This window comes from Butyrivibrio sp. NC2007, from assembly GCF_000421405.1.
In the GTDB taxonomy this organism is placed as follows: domain Bacteria; phylum Bacillota; class Clostridia; order Lachnospirales; family Lachnospiraceae; genus Butyrivibrio.
In genome coordinates this window covers 251070-271259 of record NZ_ATWY01000003.1, presented here as the reverse complement: position 1 = coordinate 271259, position 20190 = coordinate 251070, and the positions used below count along the sequence as shown (strand labels likewise).

The 20190-nt window shown below is 47.6% G+C and carries 18 protein-coding genes; 1 reads left to right on the top strand and 17 read right to left on the bottom strand.

All coding sequences use genetic code 11. The features are described 5' to 3' along the window. Positions 1 to 52: 52 nt before the first annotated feature. From G632_RS0104050 to G632_RS0104000, 11 genes are read right to left on the bottom strand one after another with little or no spacing between them, the layout of a single operon-like run. Complete coding sequence (locus G632_RS0104050) at positions 53 to 1699, bottom strand: AMP-binding protein (RefSeq protein WP_022767756.1); 1647 nt, start codon at positions 1697 to 1699, stop codon at positions 53 to 55. 42 nt (positions 1700 to 1741) lie between these two features. Beyond that, complete coding sequence (gene accA, locus G632_RS0104045) at positions 1742 to 2497, bottom strand: carboxyltransferase subunit alpha (RefSeq protein WP_022767755.1); 756 nt, start codon at positions 2495 to 2497, stop codon at positions 1742 to 1744. 15 nt (positions 2498 to 2512) lie between these two features. Then, positions 2513 to 3352, bottom strand: a complete 840-nt coding sequence (locus G632_RS0104040; RefSeq protein WP_022767754.1) for an acetyl-CoA carboxylase carboxyltransferase subunit beta — start codon at positions 3350 to 3352, stop codon at positions 2513 to 2515. 3 nt (positions 3353 to 3355) lie between these two features. After that, positions 3356 to 4684: an acetyl-CoA carboxylase biotin carboxylase subunit gene (locus tag G632_RS0104035; RefSeq protein ID WP_022767753.1), complete on the bottom strand. Its 1329-nt coding sequence runs from the start codon at positions 4682 to 4684 to the stop codon at positions 3356 to 3358. A gap of 1 nt (position 4685) precedes the next feature. Further along, the gene (fabZ, locus tag G632_RS0104030; protein WP_022767752.1) at positions 4686 to 5120 is read right to left on the bottom strand and encodes a 3-hydroxyacyl-ACP dehydratase FabZ; all 435 of its coding nucleotides are present in this window, start codon (positions 5118 to 5120) and stop codon (positions 4686 to 4688) included. Between the two features lie 10 nt (positions 5121 to 5130). Next, positions 5131 to 5571 (bottom strand): acetyl-CoA carboxylase biotin carboxyl carrier protein, encoded by a 441-nt coding sequence (locus tag G632_RS0104025; protein ID WP_022767751.1) that lies wholly within the window; start codon positions 5569 to 5571, stop codon positions 5131 to 5133. A 2-nt stretch (positions 5572 to 5573) separates the two neighbouring features. Then, positions 5574 to 6812, bottom strand: a complete 1239-nt coding sequence (gene fabF, locus G632_RS0104020) for a beta-ketoacyl-ACP synthase II (RefSeq protein ID WP_022767750.1) — start codon at positions 6810 to 6812, stop codon at positions 5574 to 5576. Then, positions 6805 to 7545 carry a 3-oxoacyl-[acyl-carrier-protein] reductase gene (fabG, locus tag G632_RS0104015; protein ID WP_022767749.1) on the bottom strand — a complete coding sequence of 247 codons (741 nt, stop codon included), beginning with the start codon at positions 7543 to 7545 and terminating at the stop codon, positions 6805 to 6807. The genes fabF and fabG overlap by 8 nt, the downstream gene beginning before the upstream one ends. Next, a complete protein-coding gene (locus G632_RS0104010) occupies positions 7538 to 8473 on the bottom strand; it encodes an ACP S-malonyltransferase (protein WP_022767748.1) in 936 nt (311 codons plus the stop codon). Before G632_RS0104010 ends, fabG begins: the two co-directional genes overlap by 8 nt. A 3-nt stretch (positions 8474 to 8476) precedes the next feature. Continuing rightward, positions 8477 to 9418, bottom strand: coding sequence for an enoyl-[acyl-carrier-protein] reductase FabK (gene fabK, locus G632_RS0104005; RefSeq protein WP_022767747.1), 942 nt, complete (start codon positions 9416 to 9418; stop codon positions 8477 to 8479). 21 nt (positions 9419 to 9439) lie between these two features. Beyond that, a complete protein-coding gene (locus G632_RS0104000) occupies positions 9440 to 9661 on the bottom strand; it encodes an acyl carrier protein (RefSeq protein WP_022767746.1) in 222 nt (73 codons plus the stop codon). A gap of 113 nt (positions 9662 to 9774) precedes the next feature. Between G632_RS0104000 and G632_RS0103995 the strand changes: the two genes are divergently transcribed. Next, a complete protein-coding gene (locus G632_RS0103995; RefSeq protein WP_022767745.1) occupies positions 9775 to 10626 on the top strand; it encodes a MerR family transcriptional regulator in 852 nt (283 codons plus the stop codon). Here the strand turns inward: G632_RS0103995 and G632_RS0103990 are convergent. The 6 genes from G632_RS0103990 to G632_RS18770 form a co-directional block, all read right to left on the bottom strand. Then, positions 10607 to 11947, bottom strand: coding sequence for a GGDEF domain-containing response regulator (locus G632_RS0103990; protein WP_022767744.1), 1341 nt, complete (start codon positions 11945 to 11947; stop codon positions 10607 to 10609). The genes G632_RS0103995 and G632_RS0103990 overlap by 20 nt on opposite strands. A gap of 7 nt (positions 11948 to 11954) precedes the next feature. Further along, positions 11955 to 12266, bottom strand: a complete 312-nt coding sequence (locus tag G632_RS0103985; RefSeq protein ID WP_022767743.1) for a hypothetical protein — start codon at positions 12264 to 12266, stop codon at positions 11955 to 11957. A 138-nt stretch (positions 12267 to 12404) separates the two neighbouring features. Then, positions 12405 to 12548: a hypothetical protein gene (locus tag G632_RS21895; protein WP_022767742.1), complete on the bottom strand. Its 144-nt coding sequence runs from the start codon at positions 12546 to 12548 to the stop codon at positions 12405 to 12407. A 216-nt stretch (positions 12549 to 12764) separates the two neighbouring features. Next, on the bottom strand, positions 12765 to 15131 hold the full coding sequence (locus tag G632_RS0103975) for an HD-GYP domain-containing protein (protein WP_022767741.1): 2367 nt from the start codon (positions 15129 to 15131) through the stop codon (positions 12765 to 12767). Between the two features lie 11 nt (positions 15132 to 15142). Further along, positions 15143 to 15901, bottom strand: a complete 759-nt coding sequence (locus G632_RS18775; protein WP_022767740.1) for a response regulator — start codon at positions 15899 to 15901, stop codon at positions 15143 to 15145. 24 nt (positions 15902 to 15925) lie between these two features. Continuing rightward, positions 15926 to 20185, bottom strand: coding sequence for a hybrid sensor histidine kinase/response regulator (locus tag G632_RS18770; RefSeq protein ID WP_022767739.1), 4260 nt, complete (start codon positions 20183 to 20185; stop codon positions 15926 to 15928). Between the last annotated feature and the right edge of the window lie 5 nt (positions 20186 to 20190).

The window sequence follows — 20190 nt, the reverse complement described above, 5'->3', positions numbered from 1 at the left end:
TGAAACGTCCCCGGTGTCTCAAAAAATGAGCCCTTGACTCCGTCCCCAGGGCTCATTTTGCGTAGTCGGCTCTGCGGATGGCGGAGCGGAGGATCTTGCCGTTTGCGTTGTGGGGAAGGGTGGCTTCGAACTTGATCATGCGGGGATATTTGTAGATGGCGGTCCTCTTCTTGACGAAGTCCTGAAGTTCTACCGCCAGCTTGTTATCCCCCACAAAGCCGTCGCGGAGCACAACGCTGGCCTTGACCAGCGCTCCGCGATTTTTAGAGGGGTAGCCTGTAACAGCGCACTCAAATACAGCCGGGTGGCGCATCAGGATGTCCTCGACCTCAGATGGGCCGATCCTGTAGCCACTTGACTTAATAACATCGTCGTTTCTGCCGACGAAAAAGAAATTTCCATTCTCATCCTGAACAGCAACGTCCTTGGTGTGGTAGATTCCGCCTTCCCAGACCTCGTCATACTGCTCCTGATCCCCGAGATATCCGGCAAAGACACCGGCCGGACGCTTGCCATCCTTAGGGATGATGACAATCTCGCCCTCCTCACCGGCAGGAACAGGCTTATTATTCTCATCAACAAGCTCCACCCTGTACAGAGGCGAAGCCTTGCCGATACTGCCCGGAATCTGCTCCCCGTCCACCTGTGTGCAGACCTGGAGCGCAGTCTCTGTCTGGCCAAAGCCCTCCCGGACCGTGAGCCCCGTCAGAGCCTTAAACTTCGCAGAAATCTCCTTTGGCATGGCTTCCCCGGCCGTAGTCGCAAAGTGCAGATGGCTCAGATCATACCTGCCAAGGTCCTCCAGCACCAGATATTTATAGATTGTAGGAGGCGCGCAGAACGTATTAACCTGCTCCTCCTCAAGAAGCCTCAGCATATCCCCGGCATAGAACTGCTCATAGTCGTAGACCATGATGGCCGCGCCCATGAACCACTGGCCATAGAGCTTGCCCCAGGCAGTCTTGGCCCATCCGGAGTCCGCCACAGTAAGGTGAAGACCCCCGGGCTTTACGCCGTGCCAGCATTTAGCCGTAAAAATATGCGCCAGCGGATACGAAAAGTCATGTATCACCGCCTTTGGCGCCCCATTGGTTCCCGAAGTGAAGTAATACAGCATCGGATCCGACACGTTGGTCTTTACTCTGGCAAAAGAGCTCTCGGCTCCCTCCAGTGCATCGTCAAATCCAAGCTTATCCTTATACTTATCTCCCACCACGACCATAGTGGCAGGAAGCCCATTTACAGCCTCCTCCACCTTGTCGCAGATATCATCTGCATTTACGCATATCACAGCCTTAGCCCCTGAGAGCCTTATCCTCTCCCTGATATCCTCCGCCGAAACCATATGCGAAGTAGGAATTGCCACAGCCCCCAGCTTATGAATCGCCAGAATACTGATCCAGAACTCATATCGCCTCTTAAGAAGCAGCATCACGCTGTCTCCACGGCCTACACCAAGCCCCTTAAGCGCATTAGCCGCCTTATCCGACAGCCTCTTGATGTCCCCAAAGGTAAACCTTGTAACCTTGCCATCTGCGGTTTTATGCAAAAGAGCCAGTCCCTGCGGTAATTCATCGGCAAACCTGTCCATGACATCATAAGCAAAGTTAAAATCCTCGCTGTAGCTGAGCTCAACGTCCACAATCCTGCCCTGTGCATCCTTTATTTCTTTATAGAAATCCTCATAGATCATTCCCATAATCCCTAAATTTCCTCAGTCCCTTAATTTCCATATCTGTCTTCAATATCCGACTTTCCTGAACTTCCTGTACCTCTGCATAACCAGTTCCCCGGCCGGCACCGCAAGAAGCTCCCTTAACTGCCCAGCAATCTCCCCGGTGAGTTTCTCCATATCCACGCCTCTTATGACCTTATCAATAAGTCCCAGCTTATAGAGCTTATCTGCAGTCAGTCCCAGCGCAGCAGCAGCCACATCCGCCTTTTCCGTACTCTTCCAGAGGATATTTGCACAGCTCTCCGGCGAAACAACGCTAAAATACGCATCCTCCAACATCCAGATCCTGTCCGCATGGCTAAGAGCCAGCGCTCCTCCGCTTCCGCCTTCTCCGATAACAATGGACAAAATGGGCGTCTCAAGATCCGACATCTCAGCAAGGCACTGAGCAATAGCCCTTCCCTGGCCCCTTTCCTCTGCGTCAATTCCGCAGTACGCACCGGCCGTATCCACAAAGCAGACAACAGGTCTGCCAAACTTCTCAGCCTGCTTCATGAGCCGCAGGGCCTTTCTGTATCCTTCGGGCATAGCGCTTCCAAAGTTATGCTCAATGCGCTCCTCGATATTTTTGCCCTTTTCAATTCCGATCACAGTAACCGCTATATCTTCAATCCTGCCAATCCCGGCAATTATGGCCCTGTCTTCGCCAAAGAGCCTGTCCCCGTGAAATTCCACGAAGTCCCTGACCACACCTCCCAGAAAATCCTTGGAAGTAAGCCTGTTTTCCGACCTGGCAACCTTAACTATCTCAATATCATTCATTTCTCAAAACCACCTCTACGCACCATAGCCATGGAGCTTTAGTATCCTGTCCAGATACTCCCTTTGCTCCTGGCGCGGCACTATCGCATCAATAAATCCGCACTCCAGCACCCTCTCGGCCTTTTGGAACCCCTCCGGGAGCTTCTGGTTTAGCGTCTTCTCAATCACCCTCGGCCCTGCAAATCCCACTCTGGCCCGGGGCTCCGACAAAGTAACATCCCCAAGCATGGCAAAAGAGGCATCGACTCCGCCCGTAGTTGGATTGGTGAGGAGCACCACATAGAGATTCCCCTCCCTGTCATGCCTTTTTACTGCCGCAGAAATCTTGGACATCTGCATCAGGGAAACCATTCCCTCCTGCATTCTTGCGCCACCGGAAACGGTTACTCCCACCACCGGCAGATGCCTTTCCGTCGCATATTCAAAGAGCCTTGTTATCTTCTCGCCCACAACGGCGCCCATGGATCCCATCATAAAATTACTGTCCATGGCAAAAATGCATACTCTGCTTCCGCCAATAGTGGCTTCTCCGCAGATAACTCCCTCGTTTTCACGGCTCTTTTCCCTGGCAGCAACGAGCTTCTCATCATACCCGGGAAAATCCAGGATATTCCTGGACTCCATGTCCCTGTCCATCTCGATAAAGCTTCGTTTATCCGTGAGCATGAGGATCCTCCTCCTTGCCCTTACCGGAAAATAATGCCCGCACTCGGGACACACAAAAAAGTTCTTCCTGATCCTGGCCACAGACACCTGCTTCCCGCATTTCTTGCAGGTTATACGCCTGCTCCTCGGCCTGTTCTCATTATTTTCAAGCTCATTATTCGCCTTTAAAAATAAGCTTTTAAGCTCCATATCTTACAACACTTTCTGACAGATCCCCGTATCATAATTACCTATGACAAACCTGCCGTTTTCCATGAATTTCATGTGCATATCCCTGTTGTTGTCAATGCCCAGCAGCACAAACTCCGACAGAGCGCTCTTCATCTTGCGAATGGCCCCATCCCTGGTATCAGAGCACACAATGAGCTTACCCAGCATTGAGTCGTAGAAGGGCGTAACCACATAGCTCTGATAAAGAGCCGAATCAAACCTGACATCAACGCCTCCCGGCACATGCAGAAGCTCCACTTTCCCTGTAGAAGGCGTAAAATCCCTGGCATTTTCGGCGCAGATCCTGCACTCGATGGCATGCTTTTTCCTGCCTATATCCTCCTGCTCATAGGGCAGCTCAACCCCCGCAGCAGTCCTGATCTGCCATTCAACGATGTCAATTCCGCAGACCATCTCCGTCACGGAGTGCTCCACCTGAAGCCTCGTGTTCATTTCCATGAAAAAGAACTTGTCCCCTTTTACCAGAAACTCCACGGTTCCCACGGTGACATAGCCCACCTTCACAGCCAATCTCCTGGCCGCCTCATACATCCTGCCCCTTAGCTCTTCCGATAAAACCGGCGCCGGACATTCCTCGATGAGCTTCTGGTTCTTTCTCTGCACTGAGCAGTCCCTGTCCCCGAGGATCAGGACCTTTCCCTTGCAGTCAGCGATTATCTGGACCTCAACGTGCTTGACGTTCTCTAAGTATTTCTCCATGAAGACTGCGTCATCGGCAAAAGAGCTTTCGGCTTCCTTTTTCACCTGCTCAAAGGCATGGACGAGCTCTTTTTCCTCACGTACGACCCTGATGCCCTTTCCGCCGCCACCGGCTCTGGCCTTAAGAATTACCGGATATCCGATCTCCCCGGCCCACTTAAGAGCATCGTCAGCACCGCTTAAAATCTCGCTTCCCGGCGTCACAGGAACATCGGCACTCTTTGCAATCTCCCTGGCGACCTCCTTCTGACCCATCTTGTGCATGACTTCCTCTCCGGGGCTTATGAGCACAACGTCATTTTCCCTGCATTTCCTTGCAAACTCCGGATTCTCCGAGAGCATTCCGTATCCCGGATGAATAGCCTCTGCTCCGGTCTTTTTTGCCACGGTAATGATAACGTCCATGTTCAGATAGCTGTCTTTTACCATGGGTCCGCCTATGCAATAGCTCTCATCCGCCATCTCCACATGGAGAGCGTTACTGTCGGCCTTGGAATAGACAGCCACGGTCTGGATCCCCATCTCCTTGCAGGCTCTGATGACCCTGACAGCAACTTCACCTCTGTTCGCAATAAGGATCTTAGAAAACATATTAGTTTCTCTCCTTTTCCTCCAATATGGCAAAAGAAAAATCGCCGTTCATGCACCTTTTCCCATCAACGCTGAGCTCTCCGTGCAGCATATACATCGGATGGCTCTGTTTAAGGACCTTCGTATCAATCCTGATGGTGTCTCCGGGCTTTATCATGCCCCTGAACCTGACCTTATCAAGGCCCGTATATACCGGGGTCGTGCCTTTATTCTTCATCCTGTCCGCAAACATGATGCAGGCGGACTGTGCCATCATCTCGCACTGGATAACCCCGGGAACTATTGGATTCCCCGGAAAATGCCCCTGTAAAAAGAACTCATCTCCCCGGACATGGTAATAGCCCGTCGCCGAACCATCTTCGTTAAGATAAGCCTCATCCACCAAAAGCATGGGCTCCCTGTGGGGGAGAATCCCCTTAATCTCTTCTCTGTCCATATTTCCTTCCTTACTCAATGACAAAAAGAACCTGATCAAACTCCACAAGATCGCCCTCTGCAGCAAGAACCTGCTTAATCGTTCCGCTGACTGGAGCCTTGACCTCGTTCATCATCTTCATGGCTTCAAGAGTGCACAAAACATCACCCTTTTCGACCTTATCGCCGGCCTTGACAGCTCTTTTGCCACCGACAGCTCCGTGGAAAACGCCAAGAAGCGGCGCTTTAACCTCTACTCCCGATACTGCAAAAGACTCAGCTTCCGCCTCCAAAGCCGGCTCTAAAGCCATCTCAGAAGCCTGAATCTGCATCGCACCCTCCGGCACAACAGCAACCGATGGTGCTACCCACTCTCTTTTCATTCTCATCTTAAAATCCCCATCTTCTACCTCAAGCTCTGATAGAGACAGCCTTCTAAACATATCCTCATAGTCTTTTAACGAATTAGTCATCTTCACGCCTCATATCGTTTAAATGCAATGCACGCGTTATGTCCGCCAAATCCAAGGGAAGTGCTGATGGCATACTCGACAGGGACACTGGCCGCCTCGTTCACAGTGTAGTTGAGGTCGCACTCCTCGTCCTTTTCCTTGTAGTTGATGGTTGGTGGGATTATTCCGTCCTCAAGCGCCAGCACGGAAGCAATGGCCTCTACTGCGCCTGTAGCGCCCATCATATGGCCTGTCATGGACTTGGTGGAGCTTATATGCAGGTCATAAGCTTTTTTGCCAAAAACGGCCTTTATGGCCTTTGTTTCCATAGCATCATTGAGATGTGTTCCGGTGCCGTGGGCATTGATGTATATCTCATCGCCATCACTGATTCCGGCCTCTTCCACAGCATTCTTGATGGCTCTTACGGCTCCGCTTCCCTCCGGGTCCGGAGCTGTGATGTGGTACGCATCTGCTGTATTTCCGTAGCCCACAACTTCAGCCAGGATCTTGGCTCCGCGCTTTTTGGCGTGGTTATATTCCTCAAGGATCAGTATCCCTGCGCCTTCGCCCATTACAAAGCCGCCTCTTCTCTTATCAAATGGAAGACTTCCCTCCTCAGGATTTTCGGCAAGATTAAGAGCCTGACAGTTCACAAATCCTGCCATGGCCAGCTCGTTGATGCTGGCTTCGCTTCCGCCTGCGATTATGGCATCGGCATAGCCGTGCTTGATGGCCCTGTAAGCCTCACCAATGGTGTGGGTTGAAGTCGCGCAGGCCGTAACCACAGGAAGTGTGGGGCCCTTTGCTCCAAACTTGATGGAAACCGCTCCGGCAGCCATGTTGCTGATCATCATCGGCACAAAGAAAGGTGATACCATCTCAGGTCCCTTGTCTCTTAACTTATTCTGCTCGCGGATAGTGGTGTTAATTCCGCCGATTCCGGAGCCTATATACACTCCAAAGCGCTCCCTGTCGAGATCCGACTCCAGAATCCCGCTCTGCTTTACAGCCTGCCCTGCAGCTGCCATGGCGTACTGCATGTAAAGATCCGACTTTCTGATCTCCTGCATGCTGTCGTAATAGTCCTTGGGATTAAAGTCCTTGACCTCAGCATCAAGGCTCACCTTCAGCCCCGATGCATCAAACCTCTTTATCTTATCTACTCCGCATACTCCCTTTTTCAGGCTATCCCAGAAAGTATCCAGATCATTTCCAACCGGCGTTATCACGCCCATTCCGGTCACAACTACTCTACACATACATTCCTCCATCTACCTTTATGACTTCTCCCGTGATGTAAGAACTCATCTCGCTTCCCAAAAACAGCGCAAGACGCGCCACATCCTCAGGGCTTCCCAGCTTGCCCATAGGGATCTCACTCTTTATCTCCTCAGTCTGAGTCTCTGAAAGAGCTGCCGTCATGTCCGTCGTTATGTATCCCGGTGCAATGGCGTTGCACCTGATGTTCTTTCTTCCGTACTCCTTGGCAACGGACTTGGTAAAGCCCACAATTCCTGCCTTTGAAGCTGCATAGTTTGTCTGCCCCTTGTTGCCCATAAGTCCAACGACAGAGCTGATATTTATAATGCTTCCCTTGCGATGTCTTACGAAATTTCTGATAAAAGACCTTGTGACAAACATGCAGCCTTTGAGATTGACGTCAATCACGTTATCGATATCCATTATTCCAAGGCTCGGGAGCAGATTGTCCTTGGTAATTCCGGCATTGTTCACCAGAATATCAATGGTGCCAAAGTCTGCAATGATCTCCTGAACAGCGCTCTCCACCTGGTCTGCATCCTTGACATCGCAGTAGTACATTCTGGCTGTGATCCCGAAGCTCTCCAGTTCTTTCAAGGTCTCATCTGACGCCTTGCTCTCCCTGGTGGCGATAATTGCTATATCCGCACCGTTCTTTGCAAACTCAAGGGCTATTGCCTTTCCTATTCCTCTGCTTCCGCCTGTAATAACGGCATTCTTTCCTTTAAGCATCTTTTCCAAGCTCCTCTATAACCTTCTTAAGGGATTCCATGTTATATACGTTATATATCTTTGCTCCCTCAACAGTTCTTTTGACAAATCCCGAAAGAGCCTTGCCCGGGCCACATTCTATGAAGGTGTCGACACCGTCTCTGGCCATGTTTGTAAGAGTCTCCTCCCACTTGACGCTGCTTTTTACCTGGTCGGAAATGGTGCATATCATCTCCTCTTCATCTCCTGAGTAGGGCTCTGCGGTCTTATTGGCATAAAGAGGTATCTGCGCCTTGTTCAGGTTATATATCTTGCCCTCTTTAAGCTCCTTTTTAAGGCTCTTAGCCGCGCCATCCATGTAAGGCGTATGGAACGCTCCGCCAACTGCGAGCTCGACAAACCTTACCTTTTGCTCTGTCAGTCTCTCCTTTAGCGTCTCCATCTTTTCCTTTTCACCGGAGACAACTATCTGTCCCGGGCAGTTGTAATTTACAGGATAAACGCCGACTTCCTTGCACAGAGTCTTAAGCTCATCCCTGTCCATTCGCATCACGGCGATCATCTTACCATCCACTTCCCCTGCGGACTTCTGCATGAACTTTCCTCTCTTGCAGACAAGCTTGAATGCTTCCTGCTTCTTAAGAGCTCCGGAAGCAGCCAGGGCAACGATCTCTCCAAGAGAGAATCCTGCCACAGCATCAGGCCTTATCCCATTCTTTATAAGAGCCAGAGCCCCGGCAATATCAGCCAGGAAAAGACAAGGCTGAGTATTCTCAGTTTTCTTAAGCTCTTCTTCTGTTCCCGAAAACATCTGTGTCAGAGTTCCGGGACGGATAGCCTCCGCAACCCCGTAAAAATCGTGAACTTCGGGTATATTCTCAAATAGATCCTTTGTCATGCCCGGGTACTGACTTCCTTGGCCGGCAAATAAAAACGCTACTTTTCCCATTTATTACTCCTCTAAGCTTCTTCCAAGAAGCGCACACGCATCTCTGCAAATGCCTGTGATTATCTCCTCGCAGCTGTCCTCGGAATTGACAAGTCCCGCGATCTGTCCGCACATACAGGAGCCCGTCTTAACGTCGCCCTCGATAGCTGCTCGTCTTAAAGCGCCTGCTCCCATCTTCTCCAGTTCACCCGGCGTAGTGGCAGGATCAAGCTCTTTTGCCTGAAAATCTCTTGTCATGCGGTTCTTAAGTGCTCTTACAGGGTGTCCCAAGCTCTTTCCGGTCACGATAGTGTCTCTGTCCTTGGCTTTTAGGACCTTTTCCTTGTAGTTGGGATGGACATTGCACTCCTTGGCGGTAAGGAACCTGGTTCCCATCTGCACTGCCTGCGCTCCCAGCATAAATGCTGCAGCCATGCCCCTTCCGTCAGCTATTCCGCCGGCGGCGATGACAGGGATGTTCACTGCATCCACAACCTGAGGTACCAGAGCCATTGTGGTAGTATCGCCCACATGGCCTCCGGACTCGCACCCTTCGGCGACAACAGCGCTTGCGCCCATTCTCTCAACCATCACAGCAAGGGCAACGCTGGCAACTACGCAGATCACCTTAACTCCTGCGCTCTTTAGCTGCTCCATGTACTTCGCCGGATTTCCGGCGCCGGTGGTCACGACTTTTACGCCCTCCTCACAGACAGCGGAAACAGCCTCATCGATGTAGGGACTCATCAGCATCAGGTTTACGCCAAAGGGCTTATCCGTCAGCTCTTTGGCCTTTTTTATCTGCTCACGGAGCTGCTCTCCGTTAGAGTTCATGGCAGCTATAAGCCCCAGTCCTCCTGCGTTTGATACGGCTGCTGCGAGCTCAGCGTCTGCTATCCAGGCCATTCCTCCTTGAATGACCGGATATTTAATCCCAAGCATTTCGCAAATCGGATTCGTACTCATTTATCCTTCCTCTCAGACCCTTTACTGCTTCTCAATGAGCTCTACAAGCTTGTCGATTGTTGTGATCTCCTGTGAAAGCTCGATCTTGCAGTCAAGCTCTTCCTGCATCTGCATTACAAGCTCCATGATGTCCAGAGAATCAAGGCCTATCTCTGTGAAAGTTGCAGATGGCGAAACTTCTGCCTCGTCCTTATCAAGATACTCAGCGATTATACGAATGATTGTTCCTTTAACGTCCTTCATGTTTTCTCTCCTTTAAGTGTGAAAGGTTTATTTTTTATCAATTCCCTGTTACAATAATCTTGGGGGTAACCCCCAAGTCAATAACAAATTTTGTGAATTTTATAAGGTTTTTTATGACGACTTTTAGCGATTATAAGGACGACGAACAGGAATACTCCCTCACCGTAAGCCAGTTTGCAAAACTATGTGGGACCACAAGAGATACTCTCAGGCACTACTATGAACAGGACATAATAAGGCCCAAGGTCGATAAGAATAACGGCTATCACTACTACTCAGCCTCCCAGATCAGTTCATTTTTCTTTATATCCACCATGAGACAGGCCGGGTGCAGTATTGCCGAGATCAGGGACCTCGTGCACTCCTCCTCAAGGGAAGCCATAGAGAAAATGGCAAACTCCAAGATCCTTGAGATGCAGCGCGAACTCTACCGCATAAACAAGAAGATAAGCGCCCTTCACCTCGGCATGTGGATCCTTGGCGAATTCGGCAGGCACAAGCAGGGAACGCCTTTTATTATGGATATGCCACAGCTCAGTGTCAGCAGAACACAGATAAAAAACAAGGACTATGCCCACCACACAGCAGATATCGCCAAGGACATCTCCGTGCACCTCTCAAAGTCCATTGACAAGGATTCCCTCTCCACCTTCCCCACAGGCGTTTCCATAGCCTATGAGGATCTGCTTAAAAAGCATTACGTATACAACAACATAATCAGTCTCTCCTTCCTTGCTGCCGACAACGTGGAGACCTTCCCTGCAGAGGGTCAGCTTGCCGTCTGCTGTCACCAGGACAATCAGGTAAAAGACATCGAGAAGACCTATCAGAAAATGGTTAATTACATAAAAAAGAACAGGCTAAAAGCCTGTTCTGATCTGTACGTTGTTAGTCTCATAAACCTTTATGACAAGGAAAAAGAGCACACCTACTACAAATATCTGTTTATTTTTGTGCAACGCTGAATTTATAGACGTAGTTTACGGGAACGTCCTTGCCCAACTCCGTCTCTTTAAATGCTGCAAGGATCCTTGATATGACCAGATCAAAGTTTTCCTTGCCACACTCTGTCAGCATTACAAGAAAACTCTGAGTGCCGTTCTGGACCATGATATCGCTCATCCTCAGGGCCTTTTCCACAATGGTACTGAACTGGTCTGCCGTGTCCGATATGCGCTGCATATCACCGCCCGGGCAATCCAACTCAAACAACAGGATAGTGGCATCTCCGCCATATCTCCTGTAGAAGCGCATGATATATTTATAAACTGCGGAGAAGTAGTCCTTTCCCAAAAACAGAGCTCCGGACTTACTGTTTCTCTCCTCAAGTATCTGGACCATTCTGTCCAGCTTGTTCTCTGAGGTCTCGTCAGGGTTATCACTGTTGGTGTCATAACCATAAACACTGTAACCGTGTTTGCCGTTCTGCTTTACCTTATAGAGCGCACTGTCTGCCTTGGCGAAAAGATCATTATATTCTCTGCCGCATTCCGGCACCATTGCCACTCCTATGGATATTCCAAGAGGTATTCCGTTGTCTTCTCCGAGAATCTCCACTGCCTTTTTCCGGAGCTGCTCGTTGAGCCTTTTTGCCAGCTTACTAACAGCCCTCTCATCCAAAAGATCATCATAAAAGCCCATAAATTCATCGCCGCCAATCCTGCACAGCGTGTCGGTTTCGCGGGAGTTCTTTCTGATGATCTCAGAAAAGCCCTTTAATATCTGATCGCCCTTTTCATGCCCGAAAAGGTCATTTACCAGCTTAAAACTGTCAAGGTCAAGGATCATGAGAGATCCGTTCTTTCTCTTACAGAGCTTGGTTACTCTATCCGTACCTCTTGCCTTGTTCAAAAGGCCGGTGAGCTTGTCTACAGTAGCCTCTTCCTCAAGGTTTTCCATCCTCTTGTTGTTCTTGATGGAATTCTCGATACGCCTTACAAGGACATCCTTATTCAGCGGCTTTTTCACAAAGTCTGATGCGCCCATAACAAGACCCATCTCCTCTGCTTCGCTGTCATCGGCTCCGGACATAAATATAATGGGAATACGAGATCTCCCTGTATGTTCCTCGAATCTGCGCACCATAATAAATGCCTCAAATCCGTCAACATCAGGCATAACGATGTCAAGCAAAATGAGATCAGGAATATTGTTCTCTATGTATTTGAGAAGTAGTTTGCCTGAATTCATGCAGGTAACCTGCATGTTCTCCTCAGTCAGCAGCATCTTGGCATGATTTAGGCTGACCGGATCATCATCAACTACGACAATTCTGTATTCCTTCATAGGCAGCTTATCTGTTATCTCCCTTATCTTCCTTCATGGTTTCCTGACCACTGGCTCTCATTATCTTGATTCCCTCAAGAGCTACCTGATAGATCATGGCCATTTCTCGTGAAGCAGGATCATCGTAACTGCATTTTGACTTAAGGGCCCTGAAATGCTGCTCTGCCTTCTCGATTATGGGCTTTGTGATCATGATCCCGTCACAGTAAAGAGTTCCTGTCTGCGGATCATACTTTGAATCCTCATACTTGGTCTTGGCAAAGTCTCCGGCGCCCATTGATGCTGCCAGTTGGTTGATCAGATCCATCTTATCTGCCATAGATTACCTCACTTCAAAATGTTTTGTTCTACCCACATAAATACGTAAAAAAGTAGATATATATATTATAAAAGTGTCAGCGTCTTTACGCAATAATTAAGCCCTGAAACCTTTCGGTTCCAGGGCTGTATATTTTTATCAGGCTTTGATCATATCATCTGCGAACTTTATAAGTGCATCCTCAATTTTCTTAAAATCAACCTCACCGGAGCTTGAGATATCGTTGTTATCCTCGATATATTTCATCTGAACTGTGCTAAAAATATGGTATCTACTGTCCATAAGCTCATTCCCTCCTTTTCTACCGATATTCTGTAATAATTATCTATGTATAGGGCAGATGATATATCTCTTCCTGTAGATTCCAAGCATCATTAAAATCTTATCAATGATCATCATATCTTTTCCCTCCGTTTCTCTTGCTCTTTATTATGTATATATCTTAGCAAAAGAAATATCACAGATTTATCACACAAGAAAAGGGCTTAAACAAGCCCTTTATCTCAGTCTTATGTCGGTAAGTGCAACCCTGTCTCCTGTGAGAGCAACGTAGACTTTACCCGGATTCTCTTTTATTATAGTCGTGTTCTCGATGTAAATTCCGAGATTCTCTGTGGTGGTAATTATGGTATTACCTTTGCGCTCAAAGGTTACTTCGCACTCCACTCCTTCCTTGTTCTGTTCCTTCCATTCCTCCCAGCCCGGGAAGCTGTCTTTCTTCTTCATAGTGAAGTTATTCTCGGAGTAATGATCCTTTATCTCATTCTCTCCGTTTATCTTTATGAGCGCGTATTCATGGTAATTCTCTCCAAATACCTGTCCGTTGTCGGACGAGAAAATTACAATATACGGACAATGCCAGATAAAACTTGCTACAGGAAGGCTCATGGCATGGAAGTTAATGCGCATCTTGTTCTTAAGCTCAATGCCGTCGGTTGCTGCAGATCTGGTCTGACTTATCTGGATGTTCTTTATGTCAGACTCCATGTGGTCGATATAGCTTATTTCCTCGGAAATCCTTGGAACATAGGTCTCATCTACAACTTCTTCCGTCTGCTCAATTTCAATATTTCTTATATTGCAGTTTTCACCCGTGATGCCTATATAAACCGAGGTGGATCCATCCATTAAGGAGATGATATCCTCCTTCTCATAATCGCTGCTCCTCATGGTGACCTTGAGATGATCGTCATATTTAGCCGCAATGATCTCGTATTGTCCTTCACCAAGCTTCTCAAATCCGGCTGCATCATCGAGCTTGATCTCCTTGATCCTTCTGGCGCTGGTACTTATGTAATGGTCATCAAACCATATCTCACCATATTCCTGATAATGATAGGCACTAATGGCCTTTTTATTGTCGTGAACACGGCGATCATAGGAGTCAAACAGAACGATAGACGGCGCAGAAAAGGCATTTGTCGGATCCTCTACAGTACTGCTGTTAAACCTGATCTTCGTGATATTGCCCGTAACCGGAATACCCATACTGATAAAGTCTCTGTAGGTGTGGCAGGTCAGCTCTTTTTCTACAAGAGATATGTCATCATGGATCTTGCCACTGGACTCCTCGTCTATGATCTTGACCATCAGACCTGCAAATTCAGGATCAAACTCAATTCCGGCGCCCTTTACAAAGGCCTCTCTGGCAACGAAATCAGGCTTTGCGTCACGATATCTCTTCTTGGTGGTCATTGTTACGAAGGCGTCAGCCACAGCAATGATCCTGGCAATCTCCGGTATTTCGTCTCCTTTTAGTCCCTCGGGATATCCTGTTCCATTATATCTCTCATGGCTGGAATAAGCTCCAACGCTGAGGAATGGGAACTCTGTGATATTAGACAGGATCTCTTTTCCTATGACGGGCTTTTGTCTGAACGCCTCAATATCCCATTTGTTGGGATCCTCTTCATTCTTGATGACCGAATCGGGAATACCGATAAGACCTACATCGTGGAGAAGTGCTGCATAGTAAGCCTTCTCACAATGGTCCTCATCAAGACCGCAACGCGCAGTAAGCTTTCTGGCGTATTCAGCGACCTTTACGGCATTACCCTTGGTGAAATCATCTTTCTTCTCAACAGCAGATACAAATGCCTTCGCAGTCTGGTCAAAGAGCCTTTGCATTCGCTTGTGCTCTCCCTGCATATTCTGCAATTCCACAGCGTGGGCACGTTCCACCGTGTCATTGATGTCGAGGTATGTGAAGATATACAAACTTACGGAAACGGCAACCATCGCCATGTTAACGAGTGAGATTCCATAAGCGAATATCTGGATTATTCCGCATGCTATCGGAACAAAAATGTAAAGAACAAGCGATGTGTAAATAAGCTTACTGACGTACTTCTTGTACTGTCTTATTACCGTATACTGCACGATGGGACAGATTACCGGAATAATATAAGCTATAAGGAATCCTCGTCCTCTGAAATATCTGTTATTTGCATCGAAATAATAATAAATGTTCGTAAATGCAGACACAACAGCGAGAATCATGCCAAAGAAGGAAACAATGCCTACAACATTTAAACGAGTTGAGGTGACCTTCCGATCTTTTATATCGGTAAGCAGGTTCTTAAGGTAAATGTTAAAAGAGAATACTACAGCGCTGGTTAACAGGAACACTGCGCAGTTACTGACCCTTACCATGATATAACCCTTTTGGCTGGTGTCTCCGGCGTAAACATAAGCAAGCCTGTCAAACCATAGCAGGAAGAATGCAACAATTTCCATCAGAAACAGTGCCCATTTCCTTCTAGCGTCCAGAAACCTTGTCATAAGAAGAAGAATAGCCATCATTCCGCATGCTCCGCACAAAAGGAGCATAATATTCAATTGGTATTCTCTAATAAATGCAATCATTGAACACCCTTTTACTTGTGAAGTATAAAGAACTCATTGAGTTTGTCCAAAAGCTCATCCTTCTGGATATTCTTAAGAAAATATCCTTCGGGTTTTAAAGAAACCACCTTCATAACGCTTTCTTTATCACTCTTTCCGGTAAGGAACATTACCGGGATTGACTTGGTCTCCTCGTCGCTCCTTAGCATTTCCAAAACCTGTGGGCCACTGGTTACCGGCATCTCGTGATCCAAAAGAATAAGGTCGACTGAATTTTTTCCAAGCCACTTAATGGCCTGAAGTCCTGAATTTGCCATAAACACCTTGTAGGTATCCTTTAGCCACTCCCTGACAAGACCAAGATAGTTCGGGTCATCATCTACGATCAGAATGCTCTTTTTGAACTCACCGTTTTTCTCTTTTTCAAAATACTCTGTTATGGTCTTTACATAAGCCGCGTTATCCACAGGGCGTGGGAAAACCTTGTATACCAGATGTTCCGGTATAAGGCTCTTAATCTGCGGAAGATCATTTGGCTCTGCTATAAGGACAATCTGCTGACCTCGCTCTTCCACGTTATCCGAAAGAAAGTGAAGAACCTCCTCCTGCGCAATCGACGTACTATCCATGTATAAAGTGATTAGCTTTACACCTTCAAGTTTTTGATTTACTTCATCTACTATACAGGGCACATACTCACACTCTATCCCTGCATCCTTTGTTTTCCCTATTAGCACCCTAACGAGGAACGATTCTTTTTCTCCTACAACGATCATGCGGTCATTAAACATAATCTCTCCTTTTTTGCGGAAGCATCACTTATTAAGCAATTCTTCCATCCCTTCCCAATCAAATACTTTTAGCATTTTTGCAAGCTCCGACATTTTATCTTTATCTTCCTTAGGAAGCTTGTACTCCTTGAGTTGATTCAGGATCATCTCCACTGCGTCGAAATCCATCTGAGGAATCATCTCCTTAAGGGCTTCATACGCATCCTTAAGCTCATCCTCCGGAATCTCTTTCTTATCAGCATCATCATCTGCGCCTTCATTATCATCAAGCGCCGAGAGCTTATCCTTGAACTCCAGATATCCCTTTAGCAGGTCATCGGTGTACATATCGATAAACTCTTTGTTGTTCTTGTTACCCGCTTCCTCAAGGCTCTCGGCAAGCTTGGACATCTCCTGCGCACCGATTATCCTGAGGGAACTCTTAAGGGCATGCACCTTAATGGTGTAAAGTCTTATATCTTCTGCCTCATAGGCATCACTTATAACCTTTGCATTGCCATCGATGGTATCCAGGAACATCTTCAGTGAGAAGATAAACTGCGAAATTCCGCCTGAATTCTTGATTCCCTCGTCCACGTTGATCTCTTTTACATCGTAAATCCAGTTAAGCTCAGGCGGGATACTTTCAATATCAGCCACAGCATCCGTCTGCTCCGGCTTGAACATGATCTGCTCCGGAAGATGCTTCATTATGGCCTTCTCAAGAGCTGCACTGTCGATAGGCTTTGACAGATAGCCGGTAAAGCCCTTGGACTTATAGAATTCCTCACCCGCTGTAGCGTTGGCTGTCAGCGCATATACCGGAATGTCAGGGTCTGTCTCTCTGATATGAGCCACCGTCTCAATTCCGTCCATTCCCGGCATCATGTGATCCAGAAGGACTACATTAAACTTGGTGGACTTCATCTTCTCAAGACAGTCAGGTCCGCTGGACGCAGTGGTGACAAACATCTTGGTAGCTTTCAAAAGACCTTTTATGACATTGAGGTTCATCGGATTATCATCGACAACCAGAATGTCGGCATCAGGAGCCACGAATTTAGGCACATAAGGGCCCTTTGCTTCCGATGCGTCATGCTCCATGAAGATTCCTGTCGGTGTCGGGTCGATTATCTTCTGGCTAAGGCAAAGGATAAATTCCGAGCCCTCACCGTATATACTCTCACAGGTCAGAGTTCCACCCATGAGCTCTGAAAATCTTCTTGATATGTCAAGGCCAAGTCCGGTTCCCTGGATTCCGCTGTTCTTCTGCTCATCCAGTCTCTCGTAGGCGGTAAAGAGCTTGTCCATATCCTCAGGTTTAACGCCGATACCTGTATCTTTTACGGAGAACCTTAGCTTTGCCTCATCTCCGTTTCTCTCATCCATGGAAACAGACAGAACTACACCACCCTTTTGAGTATATTTTACAGCATTTGTGAGCAGATTAAGAACTATCTGTTTGATCTTGCCGTCATCGCCGTAGAGACGCTTTGGAATCAGCTCATCAACCACGACGTCAAACATAAGCTCTTTTTCCGTACTCTTGACACGTATCATGGATACGATGGACCGTAGCTGTTCCTGAACATCGTATTCCTGTTCCACCAGATGCATCTTACCGGACTCAATCTTGGAAATATCCAGAAGGTCATTGATAAGTCCAAGGAGCGTCTCCGATGCATTCCTGATATCCAGCGCATAGTTTATCATTGCAAGGAAATAGCCCTTGGGCACATCCTTGGGATTCTCTCTCATGATCATCTCATCCATACCCATGATGGTATTGATAGGCGTACGGATCTCGTGGGAGATGTTCGCAAGGAACCTTGTTTTGGCGGAATTGGCACGCTCAGCATCATCTCTGGCCTGCTTGATCTCATCATACTGTCTTCTGATGACAGTGGTTTTCATAAATCTCCATACAATGGCACCTGCCAAAAAAGCTATCGCAATAGCCATCAGTGCCCTGACTATCTTAAGGTCTGAAAAACGCGCCTTCTTGTTGATATTTACCGTCTCTTCCAGCACCACGTTCTTCTTGGTATGATCAAGAACCTGTATGTGAAGTACGTGATTTCCGCTTTCCATACCGGTGTATTCAATATCCTGAAGATCACTTCTTAGAGTCAGAGTTTCGTCGTCCTCATCACCCTCCATATAAATCCTTACAGGAGGATCGGTGAGTGTATAATCCAGAACCGAAACAGCTATCCTTACACGTCCTGTTCCGGATGGCAGATAATATTTTCCGGTGCTGTCGGGCAATATATTCTTATCGCCCATATACACGGATTTAACTCTGGCCATGACTGTTGTTCTTTCCTCGAAGAAATGCTTGATATTGACCTTGCATACTCCAAGCCTTCCGGCAAGATATAAGTTTCCGCTTTCATCCAGCGCGCTGTGGGAGTTGGAGGTCGGAGTGCCGGTAAGGCCGTTTGCAAGGGTATAATGCCTGTAATCGGTCACGTCATCATCGACCATTTCCTGCGCTGAAACCATATAAATTCCGGCAGAGGATATTACCCATACATCGTCGCTCTCATCAAATATGATGTCGTAGTTATTCTTATATGGGAATGACGTAACATCTGTTATGATATCATTCTTCATATACTGGATGGAATTGGATGTTACCAGCCAGTACAATCCTCTGGTCTCGTCCTTTTTTATCTTCATGATAACGTCGCTGGTAAGTCCGTCATCTCTTCCGATTCTTCTGATTCCTGCATCGCTGATGACATAAATGCCATCGCCGTCAGTTCCGGCATAAACCTGACCGTTATCTCCTTCTTCAAGAGTTAAAAATACCGTGTTTCTTATGGCCGGATCGTCAGCAACCACCTTCTCAATCTGTCCGTCACGGATCTTTACCATGCCGATATTCGTACCTACCAGAACAGAACCATCTTGGGACTCTATGGTGCATCTGACCTCATCACTGGGCATTCCGTTTTTTGTATTAAAACCTGTTATCTCTCCATCCTTTGTGTAACAAACAAGACCAAGCCCATTTGTAAAAGTAGATATCCATAGGTTCCCCACGCTGTCAGCCATAATACAGCGAATTCTGGCATCACCTATATATTCTGTCAGCTCATTCTCAATTACCCGGTTGTCTTCTCCCAATATGCTTAGGCCCTGATTGGAGCCTACATACAAATTACCGTCATGCACACAGGTTGCATTGACTACATTCCTCGGAAGGCCTGTCTTCTGGGACATATCCACGAAATTACTGGTGACGATCTTCATGGCTCCCTGAGTAGAAGAAGCAACCCAGAGATTGCCCTGATAGTCACTGGTAACCATCTCTATTCCGCTGTCAACCGGAAGGTCTTTTACCAGATTAAAAGTCCCGTCATCTTCAAGATATCCCAGCTGATTAATGGATGATACCCATACTCTGCCACAGTCATAATTGAGCCAGTGAACCATGTTCAGCGGAGCCACGGATATATGCGCCATATCATCAGCAACAACTCCGAAGCGCCCATAGTATACCTCGCTCCCTTCAGTACCTATATATACGTATCCATCTTTATCCGGATCAGTAAGAATGTTGGAGATTCTGTTCTCCATTCCCAGCTCCTGAGTACTGTAGCACTGCGTAACTATCTTGTCCTCAATTGAAAAGATAATGCCATTCTTAGTCTGTCCGTAGATAACGCCCTGAGAGTCACTGCATAGACTAAGTACCCTCTCCTCATTGATCCTGGCATCATAAAGCTCATGTATAGTGAGTGACGGATCTGCAAAGCACACTCCCGCGGTAGTTCCTATATATACATTTCCGTCCTTGTCTTCAGCAAAAACTCTGATGGAAGAAGAAGGAAGGCCCTCTTTGTATGTAATCCAGGTCACCCTCTCATCGTCCAGCACAATGACGCCATTGTCATTGGTTCCTACCCAGATCCTGCCCTGGCTGTCCTCAAACAGACCTCTTCCGCTGGTGAGTCCTTCAGAGGAAGTGATCTTCTCAAACACGCTGCCATCGTAGCGGATGATTCCGCCGTAGCTGCCAATCCAGACATATCCGTCACTGGCGCCGAGGATAAAGTTGGCATCGGAAGTAGGAAGGCCGTTTGTTGCATCATAAACCGTCGTGGCATATCCTACAGAACCGATCTGCCCCGATACAGCATAGCCTCCGCCCAGCTTCTGTGAGCCTTCATTTGCTGTTTCCTGCCCTGTTTCGCTTTCTGTGGCAAAAGAGCTGACAGAACCCGCGCACACAGCAGTAGCAATAAACATTACTCCGATAGAAGCCGCTATGAAGTTTTTGATCCGTCTTCTCTTCAATCCGC

Coding starts and splice junctions, on each gene's coding strand:
- G632_RS0104050 (WP_022767756.1), bottom strand. CDS start 1,699: ATGGGAATGATCTATGAGGATTTCTATAAAGAAATAAAGGATGCACAG.
- accA (WP_022767755.1), bottom strand. CDS start 2,497: ATGAATGATATTGAGATAGTTAAGGTTGCCAGGTCGGAAAACAGGCTT.
- G632_RS0104040 (WP_022767754.1), bottom strand. CDS start 3,352: ATGGAGCTTAAAAGCTTATTTTTAAAGGCGAATAATGAGCTTGAAAAT.
- G632_RS0104035 (WP_022767753.1), bottom strand. CDS start 4,684: ATGTTTTCTAAGATCCTTATTGCGAACAGAGGTGAAGTTGCTGTCAGG.
- fabZ (WP_022767752.1), bottom strand. CDS start 5,120: ATGGACAGAGAAGAGATTAAGGGGATTCTCCCCCACAGGGAGCCCATG.
- G632_RS0104025 (WP_022767751.1), bottom strand. CDS start 5,571: ATGACTAATTCGTTAAAAGACTATGAGGATATGTTTAGAAGGCTGTCT.
- fabF (WP_022767750.1), bottom strand. CDS start 6,812: ATGTGTAGAGTAGTTGTGACCGGAATGGGCGTGATAACGCCGGTTGGA.
- fabG (WP_022767749.1), bottom strand. CDS start 7,545: ATGCTTAAAGGAAAGAATGCCGTTATTACAGGCGGAAGCAGAGGAATA.
- G632_RS0104010 (WP_022767748.1), bottom strand. CDS start 8,473: ATGGGAAAAGTAGCGTTTTTATTTGCCGGCCAAGGAAGTCAGTACCCG.
- fabK (WP_022767747.1), bottom strand. CDS start 9,418: ATGAGTACGAATCCGATTTGCGAAATGCTTGGGATTAAATATCCGGTC.
- G632_RS0104000 (WP_022767746.1), bottom strand. CDS start 9,661: ATGAAGGACGTTAAAGGAACAATCATTCGTATAATCGCTGAGTATCTT.
- G632_RS0103995 (WP_022767745.1), top strand. CDS start 9,775: ATGACGACTTTTAGCGATTATAAGGACGACGAACAGGAATACTCCCTC.
- G632_RS0103990 (WP_022767744.1), bottom strand. CDS start 11,947: ATGAAGGAATACAGAATTGTCGTAGTTGATGATGATCCGGTCAGCCTA.
- G632_RS0103985 (WP_022767743.1), bottom strand. CDS start 12,266: ATGGCAGATAAGATGGATCTGATCAACCAACTGGCAGCATCAATGGGC.
- G632_RS21895 (WP_022767742.1), bottom strand. CDS start 12,548: ATGGACAGTAGATACCATATTTTTAGCACAGTTCAGATGAAATATATC.
- G632_RS0103975 (WP_022767741.1), bottom strand. CDS start 15,131: ATGATTGCATTTATTAGAGAATACCAATTGAATATTATGCTCCTTTTG.
- G632_RS18775 (WP_022767740.1), bottom strand. CDS start 15,901: ATGTTTAATGACCGCATGATCGTTGTAGGAGAAAAAGAATCGTTCCTC.